Raw genomic sequence first — 25,732 nt, 5'->3', positions numbered from 1 at the left:
ACAACGTGATGGAAGATAGACGCCGCTTTTTTCGTCTTGATGACGAAGTAGTACTGGACTTTGAAACGCTCAGCCGTGAGGACGTCACTGCATGGCGCGAAAGTCATCAACAGAAGAAAGATGAGATTGCCCAGCTGGAACAGGAAATCGGCAGTCACATCAGCCAGATGCGTTCTCAGAATCCAACCATGGGCCGCCTGTTGGAACTGTTTAATCAGAAAATTAATATGCTTGGGGCCAGTCATTTACCGGGCTCTGGCGAACGCGACCTGAGCGCCACCGAAGCGCGCACCCGGATTAATCTGAGTGCTTGCGGCATGGCTTTTCACACTTATGAAGAAGTGGAAACGGAAGATCATTTATTACTGCATATGCAGCTGAAGCCTTCCAACACCGAATTGTCATTAACCGGACGTGTGGTATCAATCGAAAAAGCTTCACAACCGGATGAACAGAATCTGGTGCGTATCGACTTCCATGATTTAAAAGAATCAGAACAGGAAGTACTGATTCAGCATTTGTTCCAGCTGCAAAACCGTCATTTGAAGTTACGCAGTGAAGATTCGGCGAATGATGAGTAGCGACAATGAACCTAGCTACAAACGCACGTAGCTACAAACGCACGTAAACCCCACAGGCGTACCGGCGTTATTTAAGAAGCCGGACATGGGAAGTTTTTCTGTAGCAACAGCAGGATGCTGTGACCACCCGGCAGGCACAGGGATGTGCCTTCGGGGTGGCGGAAGAAAAATTTGCCAGGTTCGGATTCGTCTCAACTTTCACTCCGACGCCAACTTAAACCCCAATGCCAACTTAAACCCGCTATAATCGCCATTTTTACTCCGAGCAATACCCATGTCTGGCCCTCGCGTTTTCTCTGAGCAACCACTGGCACCCCAGCAAACTATCACTCTCGACGATGTGGCTGTAGGCCATCTGATTCGGGTATTACGCCTGACTGATGGCGATGCCATCCGGGTGTTTAACGGTGACGGTCATGAATACGCCGCTCAGCTTTGTGATGTCAGCAAGAAACACGCGAATGCTCAGATTACCGCTATCCTGAAAAGTGATGAGCCAGCCCCTTTGGCCTTACACCTGGGTCAGGTGATTTCCAAAGGTGACCGTATGGATTTCACCATTCAGAAAGCAACGGAATTGGGCATCACCGATATTACGCCGCTATGGAGCGAGCGCTGTGAAGTGAAATTAAAAGGTGATCGACTGGAGAAAAAACTGGAACACTGGCGCCGGGTCGCGATTTCAGCCTGTGAACAATCCGGACGTAATCATGTTCCCGAGATTCACACTCCGGTGCATTTTTCCCAGTGGTGCAGCAACATCGAAGCCGAATTAAAGTTCACTCTGCATCCACATAAACAAAAGCCGCTGAGTGATTATTCCCAACCAACTAGTCTGGCGTTGTTAGTCGGCCCGGAAGGCGGTTTCAGCGAAACCGAAGTGCAGCAAACCTTTGATGCCGGATTTGCCGGATTAACGTTAGGGCCACGTGTGCTAAGAACTGAAACAGCAGCTTTAGCAGCGCTCAGCGTGTTTCAGTTCCAGTGGGGGGATTTTTAAAAGTAGCTATTTGATAAAGACCGAACAATCATAAGCGTAAATTTTTGTAAGCTTTATAGCTTGACCATTTCGTCAAGCTACTTTTCCTAATTTCTTTTATATGATGAATTTTTTAATTATTAAGAGATACTCATATGAAGTTCTTTTTCGTAATAGTTCACAACTTTTCTCTACTGTCATCAATTTTAGAAAAAATTGACAAGCTTCTTAGTATCATTATGTCCTTAGGAGCGTTAATTCTAGAAAAGCTTGATGAACTGCTTTGTCTAACTATGCTCTTGGAAACGAATCAATATTGGTTAGTGATACAATTAGTGGCGGGGAAAAACGGAATGGCAATACTATGCACTGAGAAACAATATAGCTTAGAGGTACTAATAAGAATTGCACTGTATGAGCCAATGCTGCTGATTTATTAAGAATAAATTATGGTCATTATGGCAAACCTCATATTTACACGATAGAAGTAGTTGGCTGATCATTTAACTGCCGCTATGGTAACATTAATAGACACCCAAGCAGCTGTTCATGGTAAGCCAACTCTTCCGATCTAGTGTCAGATTATTGATGTAACAATTTAATCGTGTAGATCAATGATCAAAAAATTCAGAAACGCTAAGTTTTTACACTTTTAGTAATCAAAAATCCGACAGCATATTTCTCAGGCTTGAGAGCGTTTCCTGTCCTCGCTGCTTCTGCTCTTCAGCGGAGGTCTCATCGCGCCCTTCCCAGGTAATATCATCCGATGGTAATTCATCCAGAAAACGGGAGTGAGTAGTTGATACTGCTTCGCCATACTGACGACGTTTACCAGCATAAGTCAGCGCCAGCGTTTGTTTTGCCCGGGTAATGCCCACGTACATTAAACGCCGCTCTTCTTCGATGGTATCGGCTTCAATGCTGTTGCGGTGTGGCATTAACTCCTCTTCCATGCCCATGATATAAACATGCGGGAATTCCAGACCTTTTGAGGCATGCAAGGTCATTAACTGCACCTGATCAGTTTCGTCTTCCTGCTCCTGCTGTTCCATCATATCGCGCAGAATTAATTTACCCACGGCATCTTCGATCGTAACTTCGTCGCCGACTTCTTCGGCCTGATCCACCATTTTATTAATCGAGTCGATCAGGAACCAAACGTTTTTCATACGCCGTTCAGCCTGATTCGGGGTACCGGAATTTTGTAATAAATACCCTTCGTAATCGATATCCGAAATCATTTCTTTAATGGCAGCTACTGGGTCATCGGTATAGGCATTTTTAGTAATATTTTCCAGCCAATGACCAAAGCGTCGTAAGCGATCCACCGCTTTCGGCATCAACACCTGCTCGAGGCCCATTTCAGTGGTAGCAGACATCATCGAAATACCACGCATCGCAGCATATTCGCTCAGTTTTTCAATGGTAGTTGGGCCAATTTCACGTCGTGGGGTATTAATAATCCGTAAAAAAGCAGCGTCGTCGCTAGGGTTAATTAACAACCGCAAATAACCCATAATATCTTTAATTTCATTACGACCAAAAAACGACTGCCCGCCACTGAGTTTATAAGGCACCTGATAAGCTTGTAGCTTCATTTCAATAGCGCGCGACTGGTGGTTACCACGATATAACACGGCGAAGTCTTTATAGCCGCAGCCATAACGCATACGTCGCTCTACAATTTCAGTAGCAATGCGTTCTGACTCCACTTCATCGTTGCGACATTTTAAAATACGAATCTGATCGCCATAGCCTTTATCCGACCATAATTTTTTTTCAAACTCGTGCGGGTTATTATCAATTACCTTGTTGGCGGCATTCAGAATCAATCCGGTTGAACGATAATTCTGTTCCAGCTTCACCAGTTTTAACGTCGGAAAATCCTTTTTTAATAAGGATAAATTTTCAGGCTTTGCACCGCGCCAGGCATAAATAGATTGGTCATCGTCACCCACTACCGTCAACCCGGTGCGATTGCCCACCAGCATTTTTACTAATTCATATTGGCTGGTATTGGTATCCTGGTATTCGTCGACTAATAAATAACGAATTTTTTTCTGCCAACGTGCAAGCACCTCTTCGTGTTTCATAAACAACAGAGTAGGCACCATAATCAGGTCATCAAAGTCCACCGCGTTATAGGCTCTCAGCATACGCTGATACACTTCATAGGTTTGTGCGATTAACATTTCCTGTGGGCTTTGTGCCATTTCGATGGCAGCCTGAGGCTCAATCAGATCATTTTTCAGATTCGAGATGGCGTTTTGCACCAGCTCAATCATGTCACCATCATCACCATGTTCACGATGCATCACATCACGAATAATGCCTTTGCAATCATCCTGATCGAGAATTGAAAACCCGGGTTTATAACCAGCACTTTTATTTTCAAAACGAATAATATTCAGACCCAGGTTATGGAAGGTCGATACTGTCAGGCCTTTTGCACCACCTTTGCCGACTAACGAGCCAACCCGCTCTTTCATTTCACGGGCCGCTTTATTGGTAAAGGTTACGGCAGCAATATGATGCGGCTTGATACCACAGGTGCCAATCAGGTAAGCAATTTTCCGGGTAATTACCGAGGTCTTACCGGAGCCCGCGCCAGCAAGCACTAGTAAGGGGCCATCAATATACTTGGCGGCTTCACGTTGGCGGGGGTTAAGCTGGGTTAAATCGACCACGGTTTCCTCAGGCTTATCAAGATAGAGACGGTTAACAAGCGCCATTTTAACAGCCGAATGGCCTGATTAAATCCTTATTTTTGTTGCCATGCCTGACAATTTTCAGCCTTAATTCGTACAACTAATGACCAGCAAAAGACAACTGAGCCGGTTTGTGCGGTTTTTCCTGCTAAGGAGGGAGACAGGCCCATCATTATGGCCTATAAATAAGAAGAGTGTCCGTGATTAATTTATGGGTTTAACAACAACTGTACAGTGATTTATCAATAGACTGTACTCTGGGATTTTAATGGCTTCGACCGAGTGTGAGACTGATTTAAACCTGCTTCTGATTGGCCGCCATCCGGATGAGCTGAACACTCTGCAACAGAGCTTATCTGAGCATCCACGCAGCCAACACTGGCAGTGCCAATGTCAATCGGATTATCCACTGGATACCCGTTCATTCGATCTGATTATCGTCCACTTGCTCAGCAACGATCTGGATTGGCTGATGCAGTGGCATCAGGTTTCTCTGAAAACCCCCATACTGTTTCTCGCCCCTGATGCACTGCAGTCACACCTTCCGGAGCAAGTACACTGTTTACCCACGCCAGTATTAAATCATCATCACCTGATCGAAGCCTGTGAAGCCATTTATCACGAAGCCGAAACACCATCGCCCGAGCCACTGCAACGCGATGCGTTTTTCTCCCGCTTTCGTCACTGGATGAGCCAGTCGGCGAATGGTTTATACCTGCGGGTTTTACAGTGTCGCTGGCTGGCGGCAACGGATGATGAACAAACGCCCTGGATTGTACGTCATAAAGTGCAGCAGGAATTCGAGCAAACCATTCTCAGCCAGGCACCGGATAACGCCATGATTGGCCGCATACTGGACGACCAGCTGATTGTGGTTGGCAAAGATTATTATGCGCTACAGGCCGACTGGTTTCCGAGACGCTGTGAAACTCAGGAAAACGCCTGGATGGTATACAGCAGTTCAGTACTGCAGCTGAATCAGTTTGACGCATTGAGCGGTGTGCTGCAGGAAGGCGTGCAACAAATCGCCCGGGAACGCCTGGTGCAGGAAGCACAATTCGACTGGCAGCCTCAGGCCCATAGTCTGAATTTATACGAAGGCCTGCATCTTGCCCTGCAACGGGATGAGTTTTTTCTTGAGTTCCAACCACAATTTGATGGCCAGACCGGCGTCTGGACCGGAGCCGAAGCATTACTGCGCTGGAAGCACCCAACACTGGGCGTCATTCCGCCCACAGTATTTATCCGCGAAGCCGAAAATACCGGCCTGATTCAGGCGCTGGGCCATTGGGCACTGCGTGAAACCATTCTTGCCTGGGGAGAGATCAAACGGCGTTTCGATACGCCAATTCGTATGGCCGTGAACGTTTCCTTCCCGGAAATTGCCGACCCTTATTACGCCCGTCAGGTACTGGATTTATTAGAACAACTGGAGATGCCGCCGCACTTTCTTGAATTAGAGCTGACCGAAACTGCCATGATGCGTGATACCAGCGTGTCACTGATGAACTTAAAAACACTACAGGCCGAAGGCATTCATATTGTGCTGGATGACTTTGGTACCGGATTTTCCTCCTTATCTCACCTCAGTGATTTACCCATTACCGGCATTAAGCTGGATCGTGCGTTTGTTACCCCAATGGCGGAACAAGGCCCACAATCGCATATTGTGACGACCATGCTGGATTTAGCGAAACGCCTGAATTTAGAGACTACCGCTGAAGGTATTGAAGACAAACAATGCCTTGGCCTGGTACAAAAACTGGGCTGTGATCGTATTCAGGGCTATATCTATTCCCGCCCACTGGCACTGGAGGCATTGCTGGAACAAGCCGAGTCTGGCTTCAGCGCTCAGGACTTTAATCAGCGCAGTTTATTCTGAATAAAATCGTGCCGGCTTCGATACTATTCACCAAAGAAAACCGGTGAACTATAGGGGTTGGTACGATTGATATGCCAATAACTTAACCCGGCAATGATCACCAGTAATGTCATTAAAAAGATTAACAGCTGCTTATTCATTCTCTTCTCCCGGTGTCATTATTTCTGCAAATAGCGATCAATCGTGCGATAACTTAATGCCTCTAATAAATGCGGCCGTTCGATACTTTCTTTGACCTGCAAATCGGCAATCGTGCGGGCAATCTTTAACACCCGGTGATAGGCACGGGCTGATAAATTGAGCGTTTCAATGGCAGATAGCAGCCACTCCCGATCACTTTCCTGTAACGCACATACCTGATCACGCACATCACCACTTAATTCGGCATTGATACAGCCCTGCCGCGCCAGCTGACGTTCCCGCGCCTGCATCACCCGTTGTTGAACCGAGGTGGTTGAATCGCCCTGAGCCGCCTGCTGTAACATGGCCGTTGGAATCGGTGGTACTTCCACATGCAAATCAATCCGGTCTAATAATGGCCCGGATGCCTGTCCCTGATAACGGCGAATCTGATCGGTGGTACACTGGCAACGCCCGGACGGGTCACCAAAGTAACCACACGGACAAGGGTTCATAGCGGCAATCAGCTGGAAGTTTGCCGGGTAGGTCATAGAGCGATTGGCACGACTGATCACAATACGGCCACTTTCCAATGGCTCACGCAGCACATCCAGTACCTTACGGCTGTACTCCGGTAATTCATCAAGAAACAACACCCCGCCATGGGCCAGAGAGATTTCTCCAGGCTTAGGTTTACCACCACCGCTGTAAGTTCTAGACATAAAAGATAACATACCTATGGTTTCCAAAGGTATGTGGTAATGAATCCCAGCTTTTATACATCCAAAGCCAGGTTAATCGGTATCACCAATCGTAGTGTTTCAGGTGCCATACCTGATATTGGTTCCTATGAATCCGCTCTGGAGCGTGACTTTATGGAGCTCGCACGCTTCGATTCCGGCATTGACAGTGTCGTCCCCCAGCCTCTTACCATTACCTACTCCGATTCCTTTGGGATTGAACGCCCTTACACTCCAGATGGGCTTGTGTATTACCGTGAAGACCTGCGTATTCCTCCACTACTCTATGAAATTAAATACCGAGCTGACCTCAAAGGCCAAAGAAAACAATTATTTCCCAAGTTACGTAAGGCTAGGTCTGTTGCCTGTAGAAGGGGCTGGAGTTTCAAAGTTCTAACAGAAGTAGAAATTAGGACTCCCTTCCTGGCTAACGCTAAGTTTCTTTGGGGCTATAAGGATTGGAAAGTTGAAGAACCTATGGCTGAGCATGTCCTTACTATTCTTGATGACCTAGGAATGGCAGATCCGAGCCTACTAATGGCCGCTCTTTTTAGTCATAAGCGAGATCAGGCAAAAGTGCTTCCAGTTATATGGTATTTGATAGCTAACGGTCGCATTGTGTGTGATCTGGACGCCCCACTAACAATGAGAACATTGATACGCGTGAAAGGTGATTTATGAAGTCGGTTTCTCCTGGCAGCTTGGTTTATCTTAATGGGAATAGCGTTGTCGTTCTTGAACTGAAAGGGTTCAGTGAAGCTATTGTGCGGAGTATTGAAACAGACGAAACCTCCATCGCTCGAATCAGCGATCTTCGAAGTAAGCACTCTTTGGAATACATACAGAAGGCGGACAACCGACATTTAGTGTCTCAAGATTCTGATTGGCAGTCAGCAGTTGAGCGTTTTGAGATTATATCTCCTCTCTTGCATATGCATTCTCGCACGGCAGAAGATGTCAAAAAGATAGCAAGAAAGAACGGCAAAGGGATAACCACAATATATCGCTGGATTCGTGCATATGAAAAAACTGGCTTGGTGTCTTCACTATTAAGAAAAGAGCGTAGCGATAAAGGCTCACTGAAAATTAATAAAGAAGTAGAAGAGGTTATCAATGCGAAGATTGAACAAGTATTTCTGCTTCCTGAAAGACCTTCTGTTCTAAAGCTCTACAAAGAGATTAAGAGTGAGTGTTTCAAATTAGACCTGCCTACACCGGATAAAAATACAATTTATGCACGAGTTTCGGCGATAGAAGAAAAAGAGGCTGTAAAAAGGCGCCTAGGCTCAAAATTTGCCAAACAGTCTTACCGTCCGATTCTAGGAAAGTTTCCAGGAGCGGATTACCCTAATGCCGTTGTCCAGGTTGATCATACACCCGTCGATCTGATCATAGTCGACGACTTACACCGTCAGCCAATAGGCAAACCATTTCTCACCATCACTATCGATGTAGCAACTCGTATGATATCAGGCTTTTGCCTAACACTTGAACACCCAAGCGCTCATAGCGCTGGCCTATGTATTGCCCACGCTATCTCGACAAAAGATAACTGGCTAGCTAATCGAAATGTAGATCTTGAGTGGCCAATCCACGACAAGATGAGGAAGATCCATGTTGACAATGCTAAAGAGTTTCATGGGAATATGCTCAGAAGAGCGTGTCAACAACACGGAATTATCCTGGAGTTTCGCCCCCGCGGAATGCCTAACTTCGGTCCTCATGTGGAGCGTGTATTTCGGACGTTTATGTCAGAAGTTCATACTATCCCAGGAACAACTTTTTCTAGTGTAAAAGATAAACTTGACTATAACTCGGAAGGCAAGGCTTGCATGACATTACGCGAGCTAGAGATGTGGTTTACGGTATTTATTGTATATTACTATCACCATAAGCCTCACCGTGGGATTGCTGATGTTCCTCCAATAAAAAAATATGAGGAGCTTATTTTCGGAAACAGTAGTACTCCAGGTATTGGCATGCCTTTGCCAATTGAAGATGAAGAAACACTAAGGCTTAATTTCACTCCCTATGTAGAGCGCTCTATTCAAAGGCAAGGCGTAGTGATTGATAACATCCATTACTTTTCTCCTGTACTAAAGAAATGGATTGGCACCAAAGACAAAAATCAAAAGGCACAAAAGTTTATTTTTGCGCGAGATCCTCGAGATATAAGTGCCGTGCACTTTTTTGATCCTGATACAAACAAATATGTGTCCGTTCCTTACTTAGATAATACCAGGCCGTCTATAAGCTTGTGGGAACTGAGGGAAGTACAAAAGTCCCTGAAAAATGAGCATAGAGCTCTGATTAGCGAAGACATAATTTTTCAGGGCATAGCCAAAATGCGTGAAATTGAAGTGGCATCAATAGAAAAAACTCGTTTAGCTAAACAACAAAGGGCTTCGGAGAAGCGTAAGCGAAGGTTTGCACAGCGCCGTTCTACTTGGAGTGCAGCTCACAATAAGGATGAAACTGCTGGAGTTGCCGCAGTGGCAGCAGAAATAATAGACAGCGATTTTGATGAAGAGATTCAACCATTCACCGATGTAGACATTAGCTGAGGCCTATGAATGGATAATTACCAGCACTTACATAAAGACTGCATTCCGAAGCTTGAAATGGACATAGATGACAGAATTCAAGAAATCCATAAACCCAGATGGATTGGATACCCGACTGCCCAGGATGCCATGCATAAATTAGAGGGACTATTGTCTCACCCAAGAGTGTCAAGGATGCCCAACATGCTACTGGTCGGAGCAACAAATAACGGGAAAACAGAAATCGTTAAACGTTTTTGCCAACGTCACTTACCAGACGAATCATTTGATACGGAGAATCTGATTACTCCAACGATGTATTTCGAAGCGCCTCCAACGCCTTCTGAAGCGGACTTTTATACTCACATACTATGTAAATTATATGAAAGAGTGCCAGCATCTTCTATCGCTGCAAAAAGAGAACGGACTATATCTGTGCTGAAAAAGATAGAGCTGAAGGTCATGATCATAGATGAGCTCCATAATATCCTGGCCGGATCATCAACCAAGCAGCAACACTTTCTGAACATGATAAAGTACCTGAGCAATCAGCTTCAGGTATCTATTGTTGGCTGTGGAACTTCTGATTTACTAAGGGCCGTAAGTGTTGATCCCCAAATTCAAAACCGTTTTCCACCCATGATCATCCCTAGGTGGCGATACGATAAGAGCTTTCGCCAGTTACTGAGCACCTTCGAGAGAGTAATCCCCTTAAAAGAAAGATCCAACCTTCACTCCCCTGAGCTAAGTAAAAAAATCCTTGCTATCACAGAGGGGTCAATAGGTGAAATATCCACTCTCTTAAACACAGCGGCTTCATATTCGTTAAGAAATGGACTAGAGGTCATTGACCTAGAGTCCATACAAAAATGTGGATATATAGGGCCAGGGATGCGAGTGCGAGAAAGTATTAGTGCACTCTAATGTGTATTTTACCTATCCAACCAAAGCCAATTAACCATGAGATTCTTTCATCATGGTTGACTAGACTAGCCCTTAGCAATGGGTTTTTCTTAAATAGTTTCTTCACGCAGATCTTACAATGTTCACCGTCTATTTTTTCTCGCGACGTTGATCGAACCCCTCAAAAAGAACTATTACTGAGCTTATCTAAAAGCACGAACAACTCCATATATTCCATTAACTCCCTTAGCCTTAAAGAATATGTGGGATGCGTATACGAAAGCTTGAGTCCCAATTCACTAACTAAAAATCTGATTCCCATTGGGGTTTATCATAGAAAGAGAAAACGGGGAGGAATGCACTACTGCGCAGAATGCCTCGCTGGAGATCAAATCCCTCATTTTCGAAAGTATTGGCGATTATCTTTTTTCACCGTATGCCCAATACATAAAGTTCTTTTGAAAGACTCATGTCCATCCTGTGGGTCTTATATTGCTATTCATCGCCATGCGATCAGTGGCAAAAAATATGAGCTACCACTATCTGACTTAAAGTCCTGTTCTGAGTGTTACACCCCATTAAACCAAAGCTCTGAAGAAGGAATCCGTCACTACATCCCCAGAATATATATCGACTTCCTAAATGCATTCATAAAAAAAGAGATTGTTTTTCCTATTCCCACATCACATTGGTTATGTGTATTCTCAGGTTTATGGGTGCTTGCAAGCTCTCTCACCAAGAAAAGATCAGAACCCTTGTCCGAAAGAATCGAATGGGCCTCAGGTATACCACTGACTAGCGTTAAGAACCCAAAAGGGATTGACTCTTTATCATCGGCAGATCGTTGTATTTTGATGAGTGCTGTGTTTTGGCTCTTAGAGGATTGGCCATATCGATTGGTTGCTCTATCTAAAGGAACTGAATTTTCTTACTCTGTTTTATCAGATTATTCATTTATACCTTTCTGGGTTGATAAGGTATTTAAAGAAGAGTTTTATGGAAGGAAATACTTCCCCAGCGACCAAGAATTCCTTATGGCATTCAACCACTTACGCCGAAAAGGTGTGCCAGTTAAAGCATGTTATCTAGCAGACCTATTTGATGCCGATGTAACAGCTTGCCATAAAAGACTGAGTAAATTATTTAGTTAATTCCCTCATATGCCCAAGATAGAATCTGCTTAATAATGTAGTTATATATTGAATTGCTGTGGGATCAAGATTTAGACTCTGATTTGAGTATTTACTTAACTTTGGGGGTATGAATGCCAAGAGATGCAAACAAAGCTCGAATGTCAAAGCAACCAGGTTACTGGCGTATTGATGGCTTTGGTGAAATACATCGATTCAATGGTCACTACCCTACGACCAATGTTTACATGTCAGGAATTCACCCGGATGGAATAGCTAAGCCTTTGCATAACGCTAGCCTGAATGGCAAACACCAAGTAGTAACAGACATCCCTTTAAATTGGATTAGAGACTTAAAAACTGGTTCGGTATGGAAAGATGGTCAGCGAGTCTATCTTCCAGGGGTAATGGATGGCCAATACGAAATAGATACAAGAAAGATACAAATTGTTAAGTATAATCAATCGGTAGAAATAGACGGTGTAAATTTCGATTGGTCGCTACCAATGAACGCTATTCAACTCGGCAAAAATCTGCATAGTATGAAAGGTAACTATTTGGCCATAGTTCCAGTTCTAAACCAAAAGAAACGCACACAGTACTTAGCAATCCCATGCATTGAGCTTTTCAACTTCTACACCTGTGTCAGCAACCGCTTTTGCAATGCAGCCATAAACGGGAGTATGGATCGATATGTTGAATGGAAAGGATATGGCCTTAAAGCATTGAAAAGGCTTAGCAGGGAAGAGCAGCTCGTCGCTTATCGAAGTTTTTATAATAAGCAAGGTAGATCGTGGTTTGGCTACCCTCGCAATAGTATCAAATATGCAGCTAGTCGTAATGAAACCTCCATAAGTGATTCGTATCGCCTACCCATGACTATGAAAGCGAAGTTTCCCTTTGAAGGTTTGACAAAACTAACTGTCTCAGGGAAACCATTTTCATACAATTCTCCAGAAGGAGAAAAAATATGGGCTATCTTCGTCTCAAATATCATCAGCTGTGGTTACGTAGATGAATTTGATCCGTATATTGAAACTGATGAGGGGGAAAATGGAACCAAACCCGGCTTTGCTACCGATCAGGAGGGTTTTTATGGTGAGCCCGAAGAAGATCTATTTGAAGATGAACTAGAACCTGAATTAGATGAAGAACAAAGCGATGACCTTATCACAGGACCATCTATCGTCATCTCTCCAGAAAATAAATTTAGCGTGTTAGGGTCTCTTAAGTTTACGCATATACGTAGTGGTCAATATGATCACCCGGTATATCCATCTGATGATAGTGACGGTGAAGGCCATAGGCCTCCAAATGAGGATTCCGATAACACTGGAACCAACAGCTTTGGGTCCCATGTACAAGCTAGTAGAGACCTCGAAGGCTTCATAGCAATGATCAAGCAGCTGCGTGAGCTAACAATTGATGATGAATGGGAGGTTATGACTCGATATGGAACAGAGCCTGTCCAAATTGATGGTGAGGTTGTTAACTCATTTCCTTCTGATAAAAGGCAAAGGAGTTGGAAGATGGTTGATGAACTCGATAGTGGTCAATCTAGGAGGCCTAGGCAGATTGCATGGGTAGAAATCAATATTTCCTCACTGGGCTATATCTATTTAATGGAATTGGAGCTTAAGCCAAAAGAAACGGGACGAAGCACCTTATTAGTATTCCGAAAAGATAGCCAGTGTATGTCAGATGTTGACTTCAAAGTATTCCTTGGCCTCGTCGCTGTTAGAAATGGGTGGCCACAAAAAGACCATACCTGGAAAACAGAAAGAGTTAGAAAGGTAGCGGCATCGTACTTTGAGAGCTACGGTCACAGATCCCTGCCTCATTTACACGGATTATCAAGAAATGATGGTGCATCTGAAACCCAAGCGAAAGAATGGGCAGATTCAATTCTAAGAGGTATTAAAGATGAAGTTATCAACTTAGGAAGTGTTAAGGCAATTCGCCTCAATGATGAATAAAGGGACTCTGATATGCGCTTTTACTTCTGGTTCGTGATTCTACTCTCCTCTGTTCCTTGCTATTCAGATAGTTTTGTTCCGGCAGGCTCATGGAATCGTGCAAAGAATTTGCTCGATGATCAAGTTTATAAATATCACAGATATACATTTTATTGCGGTTGTTCGTACTCTTCACATCAGGATTATGACGGCTCTGGTAGTATTGACGCCGACGCCTGCGGTTTCCAGGGGGTTCAGTTAAAAAGAAACGTTAGAAATACCATCCAGTGGGAACATGTCGTTCCAGCCTCTCTTATGCCTGTGGGGTCTTATATGTGCTGGCAAGATGAAGCTTCGATTAAAGCCTGTACGGACGATTCTGGTAAGGTTGATAAGAGCAATCGCAATTGTTGTGAAGCTGTTAGCCCTTCTGGGGAGATCATGATTTTTGACCTGCACAACCTCGTTCCGGCTGCGGCGCAGCTTAATCAATATAGATCTAACGACCCTTACGGAGTAATCCCGGATGAAAGTGAACACGAGGGATTTGGGCCTATGTGTCAGGCAAGAGATCTCAATGGCACTACCTCTGGACCCGATGGCCTGTTTGAACCACCAGATTGCAAGAAAGGCGATGTTGCTCGGATTTGGTTTTACATGAGGCTGGCTCATGGTGTCAATATTGACTCAGAAACAGAAAAGCTTCTTATTGCTTGGTCCAAGGGTGATCCTGTTAGCCCTTGGGAGAAAAAACGGCACGATTTGATATCTAAAATACAGAAAAACAAAAATCCTTATGTCGAAGGTGTTGTGCCTAGTGGCAAAGGCTCATGTTCCTGGGAGTGATTTTTCATTGATGTACTCGACATCCCCCCTACTTACAGCCTACGACTATCTTCGTATTCGTTGATATTTTCAATAATAGGGGTTGAAGCCTGCCGTGACTGACCCCAAGTCATATATTGAAACTGCATGAGTCATAGGGATGGGTGACATGGACCTTTGTAAGACTGGCTAGAAGTACTTATATCTGTAAGAGAGCAACTCTCAAAGTTGGCAGTTTAATTAAAAATTGAACTGGGTGAGGCTGGCATGCTTCGCCCCAACTTATTGGGGAATACCAATCATGAGAGAACAAAATCTCAACGACCTTTTTTATACGGGCGAGAATCAAGAAGATACGTTCTTCAACAAAATTTCGCTTACGATTACTCAAAAACAAACACTGATCAGTGCACGTCAAGTTATCCGTACTTATCTAGCTAAACATGTACCGACTGAATTGGACCGGAAAGTCAAAGAAGAAGGTCTGAATCTCAGTGATTTCCCAAAGCCTAGGTTTTTTACCCAGGGATCATGGGCATATCAAACACTGAATGCTCCTGCCAAACCACCTAAGCAGCAAGCAGACCTTGATGATGGGATGTACCTTCCCTTAGGAGCCGTTGATCAGGAACCTCCCTCTGAGGTAGCGAAGTTATTGCTAGAGACTGTCGAAGAGCAATTAACGGTGCTATGCAAAACGCATCCAAACTGGAAGATTGAAACATCGAACCCTAACTGCACGCGTATAGAACTCAACGACGAAATGCATATCGACGTTCCCCTCTATGTGATACCAACAGAGGACTTTAAGTCCCTCGAAACAGCCAAAAACACTGAAACAGCAGCGTTAAAGTACAACCACCAAGCCATTCTGGATGGTGCTTATGACTCGTTGTATTTTTCGGAATCATTGGGGCTTGAGTCTATAAGCCTGAAGGGCGAAAGCGAATATATTCAGTACTTTCAAGAGGCGTTACGACAGGATTTAGATTCATGGGATGCCCTTGAGACGGACCATGTATTGATGGCAACTCAGTCTGGCTGGCGAAAATCGGACCCACGGCCAATTAAAGACTGGGTTGAAAGTGTTGTTTCCGTAAAAAGTGAACAACTTCGAAGAGTTATGAGGTATGTAAAAGCTTGGCGAGATCATATGCATTGGCCTTTAAATGACCCTAAATCTATATTGCTAATGGTGGCTACAGAGAAGGCCTTCTATGTGAAGCTGGAGGATCGGGATGACCAGGCTCTATTTAGTGTCCTGAGAAGAATGAAAGAAATTGTCCAGGGGCAGATTTTATTGCCAACCGACCAAAATGAAGATTTGGCAAAAAAATTGGATGCACCTGAAAATATTAGGGCAGAAGTCCTTCAAAAAATTGAAGCGTTTTATGACGACTTCCAGAAAGCTTATCGCTCTGACGCACCAGGCGCTGTTGCCCTTTTATCGAAGCACCTTGGCAAACGCATTCCTTCTGGTCCAACATCTCTGAAGAGAGTAACACTAGCATCAGCTGCGGCAGCTGCTCCTATGGCAACAGTGTCAGCACAGGAGCCATCTGGTCGAGTGGTGCAAGCGTAGTGTCTCTAAGCGATACCAAAGGCAGAGTAAATAACGTTATGCATAGCGAGGGCTTTACTCTTGGGTACTGCCCTTCGCGAGAATATGAAGCAATTTATAACGGGAAGATTAAGGCTGGAAAAAGGAGTGTGGCTGCTAGGGTGTGCTTTAAAAGTCTTAGCCATATCACCTTACCAATAATTTTTCTCGAAGAAACACCGGATGATTTTCCAGCTGTAACTCCTCATTATTACCCTAGTAATGGGTATCTCTGCTACGCAGATAATCAACTTGCCTATCTGGATTTAGTCAAGCTTGAGAGCCAAATCAAAGGATGCTTACTGCTTGCATCTAATATGATTGAAGAGCTTTTTGAAGGGCGGAATTCAGAGAAAACACGGTCAGAGTTTCTAGTTTACTGGGGAGGCGGTGGAATTTATTTCGACACTGACGGTTCTGAAAAAAACAATAAGTTTGGACTGTATTCTGAGACAGGGTCATCTGAATTTTCTGACCCAGACGTATACTGTTTGCTAACTTCAACGGAAAATAAAGATTACTATCCAAATTTTAACGATGAAATTACTAAACTACAGTATTTTCGTATTAACTGTGAGCTACCACTTTCTGCAACAGAGAAAAATTTCCCCCCAGAAAATCTATTGGAACTAAAAGAATGGCTAAAAGAGTCAAATAACAAAGCTGTTCCTGGTTTAGCCAAAGCTTTCATAGATGCTTTCAAAGCGTCACCAAAGTCCTCGCCTTACATTGCACTAATGCTAGATGCACCAAACACAAAGGCGGCAGTACTAATCCCCAGCACGACTCCAAAGGGATTCGCTATCAATAAACCGGAGAAGCTGGTTTTCGGAAAGCATGCGAAGAAAGTTAAAATATTCAGAATGGGGATATACCCACTTGATGAATTTTCTCTAATATCCCGTAATGCACCAAACTCTCAAGTTGATGACACGCCTGATTTATCAGGGAAGAAAGTTTTACTGCTAGGATGTGGTTCGGTAGGAAGTCATATAGCGGAACTAGTGGCTCGACATGGAGCTGGAAGGCTTGGCGGAGAGTTGGTACTAGCTGACTTTGACTATATAGAGCCAGGGAACATTGGGCGCCACTCTCTTGGAATGGAAAGTTTAGGAAAAAATAAAGCAGTAGCACTCAAGAGAAAATTAGAGGTTATCCTGCCTAAAATCAATGCTACTTCATTATCCGAAGAGATGTCATTTTCTGGCTACGATTTGGTAATTGATGCGACTGGAGACCAGTCTTTTAATCAGTTTTTATCGACTGAGCTACGGGTCGGTAATATACCATGCCCCGTAGTGTATGCTTGGGTACATGGTGCAGGTGTTGGTGTTCAATCATTTATTCAATACTCTGATAAAGATGCTCCTTGCTTACACTGTATTAACAACTTTGAAAAAGGGACTTCTTTTTCTTTGCTGAAACGAGATACGGAAAACACTGTAAAGAATTCGACAGGCTCTTGTAGTGATTGGTCAGTACCATATTCCGCAGCAACAGCCATGCACGCCGCTGCACTGGCTGCAAACTTAGCTATTGATTGGGCGCGTGGCGATACAAAGTCGAAAATTCGTAGTGTCTTAATCCAATCAAATGAAGGTAAGCAAGTCAAAGATAAAGCTGTCCCTAGAAACAGAGGGTGTATGTACTGTGCAGCACTTTAACCATGACACTATTGTCTTCAGTGGAAGGGATATCGATGTGATACTCAGCGATGAAGTATCACGGAAGATGAATGGCTTCAGGCAATTAGGAGCAACTTCAAAAGAGTCTGGAGGGATTCTCATTGGTGAGCGCCGTGGACGTTATTGGGTAGTCACAGATATCACTACGCCAATGAAGGGAGATATTCAGTCTCGGGTACAATTTGTTCGGCAAGATCCTGGGCACATCAAGGCCTCTAAGCGGATATGTAAGAAGAGCAAGAATTTGCGAACTTACATGGGCGAATGGCATACGCACCCGCAAGTTAGGCCTCAGCCGAGTAGTGTTGATTTGGCATCCTGGAAGTCCATTAAGTTGGAGAAAGGACACTCATTGATCTTTCTTATACTTGGAATAAAAGGCTCATACGGCTGCTACTTTGATAGCAACCATATCCGAAAACTGAGCCTCTTATAACCGAGTTAGCCCTTATCTTTAGGGTGAATGAACTTGGCTGCTTTTTGATTGAAGAACTTCCCTCTCAAATCAAGTTCACTATCTGCCATAGATTCGGTGGCCTGTTGAATTCCACGTGCTGAAAGAGCTCTAAGCGCTTCTTTTCGCGAGTTATCAAGGGTTATGATGCTGGCTTGTTGATCTGGAACTGTATCATCCAGCGATACATAGTTTATCCCTGATAGGGCACGGGATGTCATGTAGTGGTGCATCCATTGGTTGCCATTCATTACTGTTTCTACGAGGGCGCTGCCCATTCCCCAGAGCCGTAAATAGCCAGCAAATAATTTATGTATTCGTTCAGGATTGATGCAGAATTCACTTGCCATAGTGCCAATATTGAGTACATAAACTTGGCTTTCAGAGTTAACATCGAACTCTTCTTTCAAGTCAGTAACTGCTTCATGATATGCAACATAGCTTGGATTATTTGCAACTAGGCCGCCATCTACAAAATAGGCTTCCAGATCTTCAATGTAATGTGGTTCAAAATACGTTGGAGCCGCTGATGTTGCACGTGCAACATCAACAAGCTTAAGTCGATCATCGCGAGTGAATCTTGGATTGTGACAGGTTTTTACAAAAAGCGGTTTGCCAGTAGAGATATTCACTGTTGGTATAAGTACTCGACGCTGAAGATCTCGAATCGTTCTATCGCTGCCAACTATATCTGCAACAGCCTTACTGATGTTTTCACCATTATAACGATTGCCAAATATGGTGCGTGCCGTTTTCCAGGAGTCCCATAGAATCTTTGGAACAAACTTTTTTCGTGGAGGAAATATCGTGGTTGCGTGCTCCAAAACTTTAGCCCGGAGCTCCCTTGCCGTTCTTCCATCGGCCAAACCAAGTGCGAGCAGACCCCCAATAGAGGTTCCTGCAATCAAATCGAAATGCTCGGCTATTGAGTATGACTCATCACCATCAGCTAAGATCCTCTCGAACTCAGCTAAGACTGAAATAGTGTATAGGCCCCGTACGCCTCCACCATTTAGCGATAGGATTCTAACTTTTGGTTTGTGGTCTGCCATTTTCAACCTCTGGTAGGTATACGACTTAATACCTTATAGGTGAGGTCTATGATCGTTAATTCAATATAAAAACTGATAGATTTGTGAAGAATAATCCTAAATCATTAGAGAACAGACTTATGTTGAATCGCTATCCTGAGCTAGATACAATGATAGGCCTTAGGCAAGTGGAGTTATTTATGGTTGGTCCAAGAGTACAATAGTACGCAATAGTCAGTTTAGTCATTTCCGGATAATCTACAGCACGTCCAGATGTGTCTTTCATTAGAATCTGCCCGTGTCTCGTCAACCTACCTTTAATGGTGCTGCATCCCATTAAATCGTCCTCATCCGGTAATCTATTACCTCAACAAGCGGTTTTTCTCCATCAACGATGGCGGTATCGATTGCTGCTGAATTCATTACCTAGGCCAACTTTCTGATTCAAGGTTGGAAGCCGTCTAACGCACTCAGGCGCTGTTGATCAAGAAACTGCTTGTGCTTCATCAGAGCAGTAAAAGCAATTATTCGGTGATTATCTGTCCAAGAGTGAGACACAATGTCTTCGCTTCAGAGAGAGCAAGCATGCTTACCTCCACACCCAGATAAAGCTACACTAAAACCTATGAGAACGCTTAATCACACAGTCATCCGCCGCAAGACAAACAGTGCCGTTGGCTCCATGGCTATTGAAGGTATTGTAGTGTCCCGTAAAACCAAAACTGATATGTTACGTATTGCCACTGGAAAAACCACCGCTGCCAAAGTGAAGCAAAAGCTGATCGCTCAGTACTGCCAGTCCTGATCTCTAAAAGCGGCTATTCCTCAAAAATTGGAACAATCTGCTCACTTACTCCTATGCCGCACAATCACCATTTATCATCGACGATTTGACAGTAAGGAAGGTAAATACTTTGCACGTTCAAGATCATATCAGGAAAGAGATCATCAGAATCGTCAAAGAATCATTGGAAGATTCAGGGTTTTCTATTGAGAAAACCAAAGAGATTGCGATTTCAAAGTTTAAGCTCAGGTACGAAAAAGACAGTATTGTCGATGAAAATTCTCTTGTGTGGAGAGAGCATATTGATTACTGGTCATGCAGGCTTTGCAGCGAGCACGAAAAGGCTAGCAGGTTCAAACAAAAACTTGGTAAGAATAAGAAGTATTCAAAGAAGTGATCGGATTAATCCGGGGATACTGAAAATTTTATTGAACGTGAACCATGAGGATTTACGCTAATACTGGATTAACTGAAAAGAAGTACATCAAGCAAGAGCAGAATCTTTAAAATTTATTAGAAGTTTACACAGGATATAGCCATGGGTATCGAAACACTTGAAGAGTTGAGTGAAGCAGAGTTAATAGAATCATGCCAATAACTGACTTGTTAATTCCATTTGGAATTTCGGCATCTACAGGGATGATTGTTGAGCCTGAGGATGCTGAGAGAGGAAGGAACTGCAACTGCCTATGCCCAGGATGCAGGATGCCGCTTCTTTCTCGGCATCCTAAAGATACAGAAAAACGCATCCACTTTGCTCATGACACACGAAGCCCTAATGCTGATAAGTCAACGATAGAGGAATGCCCGTTTAACTCTGTACTCGCTGTAAAGATGATGGCCCAGCATGTGGCCAAAGAGCTTGAAGGAAGGCGGGTAAGGCTCCCTGAGCATCACCATGCGGTGCGAAACCCTCACGGCATGGTTAAGTGGTTTGTTAAGGTTGCAGAAGACCGCGACATGCCAATCATAGAAGCCCTTGCGGATACTCATTATAACGGTACGCAGTTTGATTTGGAGTTGAAATGCGCAGACGGAAGTAGTGTGTATGTTTGGCTGGAATACACAACGAGACCTATTCCTGTGCTCGAAGGTAGCTTTAATCCTGAATATGACCCTCCAGCACTTCTAAAACTTGATCTTCATTCATTTAATGCAGAGTCATTCAGGAAGACTAAGCGACCATTCTCAGAGGTTGTTAAAGACTTTCTTTTATATGAGGGAGATCGCAGCTGGGTGTTTCATCCAAATACTCAGATAGCAATAGAGCTGGAAGAAAAACGAAGATCAATACAGCGGGGAGTTTCGCCCCCACAAAGAAAAAAGACTGGTAGTAATCGTTATGGCCAGTGGAAGTCATCATTTAGGCATCGGGATGCTCCTGAGAATATAACTCCACCTGCACCACCTCCACCCCCAAAACCTCAGTCTTACAAATGCCTCGACTGCGGTAATCAGTGGATTCATACGGGTTACGGAACACCAGATTGCCCAAAAGGATGCGGGCACCTTTTGAGTCGAAAGATTTGAATAAATAAAAAAAGTTCTCATAAGCTACTTACAATTCAAAGCATAGAGAGCTGTAAATCGCTAAATGTTGGATTTTTCATTCTCAATTAAAACCAGAAATTGCAATGATATGCTACAGCTAGTCATTTTAATATATCGACAGAGCTTACACTCATAACTGAATTATTGGCAGAATGGACAGCTTGCAATTTTTTATTGCACGAAAGGATATATTCAGCCCGGTTCTAGCGGGCCGAATATTGAAGGTGGTGTTAAAAGTGTGTGGATTCGATAGTTGTGTAGCTGGCGGAGCTATCGTAGTGCCACAAGGAAAATCCTGAAATGAAATCTCCGGGTTTTGCGCGAGCATGCCCTTCCAACACATTAAATCGACTGCCTAGGATAGGCTGACCAGACTTCCTTGAATCCGAATCCCATGAGGCAGTGTCTACCTGCATTCTCACCATCGAGCCCCCTGTTGTTTCGTGTGAGATAGCAACTATCACCTCGTCATCAGCCGCTTGTCGCTCATGAGAAACTGATGCGAGAGAGCTGACCCCTGGGCTGACTGTATACCTACCATCTGACGCCCTAATGCAGGAGACCATGTTTTGCTGACCAAGCGTTCCATGTTGAGGATGGATTGTCTTATAACCCAAAACAAAGCTACGGTAATTGCGAGATGCGCCAATGTAGGTCAGAGCTGAGCCATACGGTATCGAACACCATATTTCATTGGTCCGTCTACCATAGGCGTGATTGTGTATAACGATATCTGAGCTTGTAGTATTAATGCTCGGTATAGCTCCAATATCTGTTATACCTGCCATTGTTTCAGATGTGTATTCTGCATTACATGAATCAGGCTGCTCAAAGCAGATTCTTACTGCATCCTCCAGGTCAGTAAGATTTTGGGCGTTGGATTGGCTCATCACCTCCAGCCTATTTATCTCATCTGAAAAATATGAGGTTGAAATAGATGCTCTCGCTAAGCTGTATTCGATTAGAGACTTATCATCCATGGCCTGCTCATGCCTTTCGAGAAGGTTTTGTCGGCGATTTTTTGTATCTTCGTTGACGTATGCGTCTAGTGAGTCGCCGTCAAAAAATGAGGGTATTAGATTACCAAGAGACTCGAAGCCGATATTTCGAATCTCTCCAACCCCTGATGAAAGTGATGGCGCAACATCTCTTGCTATTGCGTTATTGATATCCGTGAGCAATTGAATGCAAGATAGCCCATCATCCTGGCATGCAATCATTGTTGATGAATCCAGTGAGGATAAAATAGCACCAGGAAGCAAGGCACTATCTCCTCCTGTTTGGTGAGCTGTAATCTCCACAAAAACACCGCCAGCATTTATATTGGCCAAGGCGTCTATAGATGAAGAGAAATTGACTACTTTTTCAATTACAGGGATTGGACCTATATTGAGCATAAAGCTTTGCTTCTGCTGTGTTGTTGCAAAGTGAAACTTTGCCGAAACAAAGAGGTCCGACGCTCTTGTCACTTGTGCCACAAGTTGATTACCGCAAAGCCTTCGCAATCCGTGCCCGCCATAATCATTGTGAGCCTGCTGAGCAATCGGCGTTAGTATCTCCTCGCCTTCAGGTACAAATCTTTCTGTGTCGAATTCGTAAGAAGCTGATGTAACAGCTGATAGTGTTCTTTCTGTTTCTCTCAGGGTACTTAAAAACTCTGAGCTTGCGAGGTTGATTTTTCCTACGGATAGGCCTGTTTTGAACGTCAATCTTTGTTCGATATCAGCGTAAGTCAGTGACTGGTTGATATTTATGCTCGCACCTCCAGCATCACCAAGCTCTGTCCTGCCATTCAGACATCTAACAGAATTAAAGTGAGCAAAATCAGATTCGTAACCAGATCCAATCAGAGGGTCAAGTTGATTGAAAAAGCTGGTTGTAGGTTGATAGTCTTCAAGCTTTCGACTTGCGTCAGTATCAACGGGAGGCGTAGGTTCTGGAGGACTATCATCGCCCGGATCAGCGGTGACTGGGGGCGCTGGGGCCGGGTTTTCTCCGTCGTTTATGTTCGGAGAGGCCTGCTCTTGTTCATTGGATTTTGGAGATTCGCTCTTGCTATCGCCCCCACAGGAAGCCAATGATAGAGATAGTAAAATGAGAGCTAGGCTTTTGAGTTTGGTTGTCATAGTTATTCCTCGTCAGTATCGATCGCTATTGTGGCTTTTGCATTGATGAAGAGTTTTAGGATTCCTTGGTTCATTATCTCCAGACTAAAAATGTTGAGCATTAAGGAGGGTATAATAACTTTTATTGTAGATATTTTTGTTAATACATTTGTTTTATTTCAAAACCAAATGAATTACAAGTGCGTATAGCTCTTAATCTAATTCTTTATCATTAGAAATATTGAATAAAAATTATTTTAGCAACTGTTTTTTACTGAAAAGAAAATATAGATTGAATATTTAACAAGATTTCTTTCGAAGAGAAGGCTTGGCGGTTCGGTAAAGCAAAAAGTTAACTGGTTTATGGTGGTTTTGCTAGTTGCAATACGCAGCATGTCCGCCTTTGATATCTTCGGGATGCGACAATACCTTCAATCGCTATGGAATCAGCGGTAATGCTTACCTTGATTTAGATAACTTTGTAACTAGGCGTTTTCATAAGTTTCGGCATAAACTTTTTCGAATTTGGGGTAAGTACTGGAGTGCTCAATCTTTTTACAACGACTATTTATGATTAGATTTTTAAACATGGAGGGGAAAGAGCTCTGAGAATAAGATAAGATTAAAAGTGCACAATTATTGGATATTTATTTATAAGATATTGGTAATCAATTCAAAATGTTCGAATTTAAAAGTGTCTTTTTTGGAAGTTGCAGTCTCTTGTTCCACCAGAGTAATAAGAGGGTATGCTGGAATTAATAAAATAGTACCAAATAATATATTTTTTTTAGCCTAATGAAATTTCGGTAGTATTATCTGATGAAACTGTTATTTTTAGCTTTTATACCTTTAGTTGCATGTTGCGCCTATCAACCGCTAGTTGTTGAAAATAAATCATTATATATTGGATTATTTCAACACAAGGAAAATTCTATGGAAAACTGTGAATATTCTAGAGTCTCTGGCGTTGGCATTCGGTCAGGCCTATTTCATATTGGTGCCGGATACTTTGATCATCGATTATTGATGATCGATAAGAATAAAAACGGAACATGTAGAGCGCCTCTTGCTGAGGTCACCATTTTTTCACAAGCGGGCCAATGAGGAATAAACAGTGAAAGCATTATTTTTGTTGTCGATTTTAATCCTTTCGGGGTGTGCGTCTAACCACCACCTAGTGTTCTTTACCAATTCGACTATTGGCATTGAGATCGGTTCTGAACCAAATACAGGAAGCCCCGTGAAATTTATAGTAGGGTATAAACGGCAAGAGGGAGTAATAGATCCATTAATTCCAGATTATTCTGTTACTCCATCAAGTCGGACTAATCGGGGTAACACTACTCAGGGTATTGAAGCGCAAAAAACGCTTTCTAAAGATAATGGTACAACAAATATTATCGTTACGCCTGATGGTACATTTCACCCTCAAGGATCAAAAGTTAAAGCACATTCTGTCTTAGCTAAAATGAATTTTGGCGCCACGGGTGGGAGTGCTGATTCCGATACATCGCAATGGTTCGCAACAGGCAAAGCAGCTGAATTACTTGCTGGATCACCTGGTATTACAGGAGCCATCTCTGGAAATCCTGAAAACAACGTAGAGTCTAGAAAAGTTCTGACTCGGGATTTGAATACAGAAAATTTATCATACCTACTACAAACCTATGACATATTGGTCAAATATTCTGCAAATAACCAGGCTGATCAAATGTCAAAGAAAATACTTCAAGAAGTTAATAGCCTGGATCAAGTAGCTCTTAGAAAATCATTCACCGAATATTCATGGTCTTCTGCCACGGATATAAATTCTACCCCCTATAATGTAGCTGCTGGTAATAGTAGTTTCTCTAATGTAGTTCCTTATATTAATGAATTAAAGGACTCACTTGAAGTTGCGAAAAGCTTTCTTAGTGATAACAACATAACCATAAACGGCGCAATCAGAACTAATAATGATTTAGTCGATGCAACGCAAGCTGTTTCCACTTACAATCGTAGATATGAAGAAGGTGTTAATGCCCTTTTTGAAAGTAAATCGGTACTAGAGATGATAGATTTTGTTCATTCCAACATATTATTAACTCAATAGGTGCAGAATGCGAAAAGAGTTAAAAAAAGATGATAGATATCTGAAATCTCCTGAAGAGAAAAAC

The 25,732-nt window shown here is 43.3% G+C and carries 21 protein-coding genes and 1 pseudogene; 18 read left to right on the top strand and 4 right to left on the bottom strand.

Going from position 1 to position 25,732, the window contains the following annotated elements; translation table 11 throughout:
* Window positions 1-8 precede the first annotated feature (8 nt).
* Complete coding sequence (locus tag ACO05E_RS09085) at window positions 9-581, top strand: PilZ domain-containing protein (RefSeq protein ID WP_419813676.1); 573 nt, start codon at window positions 9-11, stop codon at window positions 579-581.
* Window positions 582-855: 274 nt separating this feature from the next.
* The gene (locus ACO05E_RS09080; protein ID WP_419812617.1) at window positions 856-1,581 is read left to right on the top strand and encodes a 16S rRNA (uracil(1498)-N(3))-methyltransferase; all 726 of its coding nucleotides are present in this window, start codon (window positions 856-858) and stop codon (window positions 1,579-1,581) included.
* A gap of 638 nt (window positions 1,582-2,219) precedes the next feature.
* On the opposite strand, the gene rep is transcribed toward ACO05E_RS09080, so the two are convergent.
* Complete coding sequence (gene rep, locus ACO05E_RS09075; RefSeq protein WP_419812616.1) at window positions 2,220-4,292, bottom strand: DNA helicase Rep; 2,073 nt, start codon at window positions 4,290-4,292, stop codon at window positions 2,220-2,222.
* 244 nt (window positions 4,293-4,536) lie between these two features.
* Here rep and ACO05E_RS09070 point away from each other — a divergent pair, with 244 nt between their 5' ends.
* On the top strand, window positions 4,537-6,150 hold the full coding sequence (locus ACO05E_RS09070; protein ID WP_419812615.1) for an EAL domain-containing protein: 1,614 nt from the start codon (window positions 4,537-4,539) through the stop codon (window positions 6,148-6,150).
* A gap of 158 nt (window positions 6,151-6,308) precedes the next feature.
* On the opposite strand, the gene ACO05E_RS09065 is transcribed toward ACO05E_RS09070, so the two are convergent.
* Complete coding sequence (locus tag ACO05E_RS09065; RefSeq protein ID WP_419812614.1) at window positions 6,309-6,992, bottom strand: ATP-binding protein; 684 nt, start codon at window positions 6,990-6,992, stop codon at window positions 6,309-6,311.
* A 39-nt stretch (window positions 6,993-7,031) separates the two neighbouring features.
* Here ACO05E_RS09065 and ACO05E_RS09060 point away from each other — a divergent pair, with 39 nt between their 5' ends.
* The 10 genes and pseudogenes from ACO05E_RS09060 (at window position 7,032) to ACO05E_RS09015 (ending at window position 18,087) form a co-directional block, all read left to right on the top strand.
* Window positions 7,032-7,691, top strand: coding sequence for a TnsA endonuclease N-terminal domain-containing protein (locus tag ACO05E_RS09060; RefSeq protein WP_419812613.1), 660 nt, complete (start codon window positions 7,032-7,034; stop codon window positions 7,689-7,691).
* The gene (locus ACO05E_RS09055; protein ID WP_419812612.1) at window positions 7,688-9,574 is read left to right on the top strand and encodes a Mu transposase C-terminal domain-containing protein; all 1,887 of its coding nucleotides are present in this window, start codon (window positions 7,688-7,690) and stop codon (window positions 9,572-9,574) included. Before ACO05E_RS09060 ends, ACO05E_RS09055 begins: the two co-directional genes overlap by 4 nt.
* A 9-nt stretch (window positions 9,575-9,583) precedes the next feature.
* A complete protein-coding gene (locus ACO05E_RS09050; protein WP_419812611.1) occupies window positions 9,584-10,477 on the top strand; it encodes a TniB family NTP-binding protein in 894 nt (297 codons plus the stop codon).
* Window positions 10,477-10,905 (top strand): annotated as a pseudogene (locus tag ACO05E_RS09045) (TniQ family protein); the annotation flags it as partial. The gene ACO05E_RS09050 and the pseudogene ACO05E_RS09045, both read left to right, overlap by 1 nt.
* Before the next feature lie 9 nt (window positions 10,906-10,914).
* Complete coding sequence (locus ACO05E_RS09040; protein WP_419813693.1) at window positions 10,915-11,607, top strand: hypothetical protein; 693 nt, start codon at window positions 10,915-10,917, stop codon at window positions 11,605-11,607.
* Window positions 11,608-11,747: 140 nt separating this feature from the next.
* A complete protein-coding gene (locus ACO05E_RS09035) occupies window positions 11,748-13,562 on the top strand; it encodes a hypothetical protein (RefSeq protein ID WP_419812610.1) in 1,815 nt (604 codons plus the stop codon).
* A gap of 12 nt (window positions 13,563-13,574) precedes the next feature.
* The gene (locus tag ACO05E_RS09030) at window positions 13,575-14,387 is read left to right on the top strand and encodes an endonuclease (protein ID WP_419812609.1); all 813 of its coding nucleotides are present in this window, start codon (window positions 13,575-13,577) and stop codon (window positions 14,385-14,387) included.
* A 280-nt stretch (window positions 14,388-14,667) separates the two neighbouring features.
* Window positions 14,668-15,948, top strand: a complete 1,281-nt coding sequence (locus ACO05E_RS09025) for a CBASS cGAMP synthase (protein WP_419812608.1) — start codon at window positions 14,668-14,670, stop codon at window positions 15,946-15,948.
* 38 nt (window positions 15,949-15,986) lie between these two features.
* On the top strand, window positions 15,987-17,630 hold the full coding sequence (locus tag ACO05E_RS09020) for a HesA/MoeB/ThiF family protein (protein WP_419812607.1): 1,644 nt from the start codon (window positions 15,987-15,989) through the stop codon (window positions 17,628-17,630).
* Window positions 17,560-18,087 carry a Mov34/MPN/PAD-1 family protein gene (locus ACO05E_RS09015; protein WP_419812606.1) on the top strand — a complete coding sequence of 176 codons (528 nt, stop codon included), beginning with the start codon at window positions 17,560-17,562 and terminating at the stop codon, window positions 18,085-18,087. Before ACO05E_RS09020 ends, ACO05E_RS09015 begins: the two co-directional genes overlap by 71 nt.
* Window positions 18,088-18,092: 5 nt before the next feature.
* On the opposite strand, the gene ACO05E_RS09010 is transcribed toward ACO05E_RS09015, so the two are convergent.
* On the bottom strand, window positions 18,093-19,157 hold the full coding sequence (locus ACO05E_RS09010) for a CBASS cGAMP-activated phospholipase (protein ID WP_419812605.1): 1,065 nt from the start codon (window positions 19,155-19,157) through the stop codon (window positions 18,093-18,095).
* Between the two features lie 538 nt (window positions 19,158-19,695).
* Here ACO05E_RS09010 and ACO05E_RS09005 point away from each other — a divergent pair.
* From ACO05E_RS09005 to ACO05E_RS08995, 3 genes are all read left to right on the top strand, one after another.
* Window positions 19,696-19,941, top strand: coding sequence for an antitoxin VbhA family protein (locus tag ACO05E_RS09005; protein WP_421722731.1), 246 nt, complete (start codon window positions 19,696-19,698; stop codon window positions 19,939-19,941).
* A gap of 109 nt (window positions 19,942-20,050) precedes the next feature.
* Window positions 20,051-20,317, top strand: a complete 267-nt coding sequence (locus ACO05E_RS09000) for a hypothetical protein (RefSeq protein WP_419812603.1) — start codon at window positions 20,051-20,053, stop codon at window positions 20,315-20,317.
* 191 nt (window positions 20,318-20,508) lie between these two features.
* Window positions 20,509-21,450, top strand: coding sequence for a hypothetical protein (locus tag ACO05E_RS08995; protein ID WP_419812602.1), 942 nt, complete (start codon window positions 20,509-20,511; stop codon window positions 21,448-21,450).
* A gap of 251 nt (window positions 21,451-21,701) precedes the next feature.
* On the opposite strand, the gene ACO05E_RS08990 is transcribed toward ACO05E_RS08995, so the two are convergent.
* Window positions 21,702-23,597 carry a hypothetical protein gene (locus ACO05E_RS08990; protein WP_419812601.1) on the bottom strand — a complete coding sequence of 632 codons (1,896 nt, stop codon included), beginning with the start codon at window positions 23,595-23,597 and terminating at the stop codon, window positions 21,702-21,704.
* A 798-nt stretch (window positions 23,598-24,395) separates the two neighbouring features.
* Here ACO05E_RS08990 and ACO05E_RS08985 point away from each other — a divergent pair.
* Both ACO05E_RS08985 and ACO05E_RS08980 read left to right on the top strand, forming a co-directional pair.
* Window positions 24,396-24,680: a hypothetical protein gene (locus ACO05E_RS08985; protein ID WP_419812600.1), complete on the top strand. Its 285-nt coding sequence runs from the start codon at window positions 24,396-24,398 to the stop codon at window positions 24,678-24,680.
* A gap of 10 nt (window positions 24,681-24,690) precedes the next feature.
* Window positions 24,691-25,668, top strand: a complete 978-nt coding sequence (locus tag ACO05E_RS08980) for a hypothetical protein (protein ID WP_419812599.1) — start codon at window positions 24,691-24,693, stop codon at window positions 25,666-25,668.
* Window positions 25,669-25,732 lie beyond the last annotated feature (64 nt).

The organism is Bacterioplanoides sp., from assembly GCF_965226395.1.
Lineage (GTDB): Bacteria > Pseudomonadota > Gammaproteobacteria > Pseudomonadales > Oceanobacteraceae > Bacterioplanoides.
Note: the sequence above shows the minus strand (reverse complement) of the source record. Positions and strands in the feature narration are given on the sequence as shown.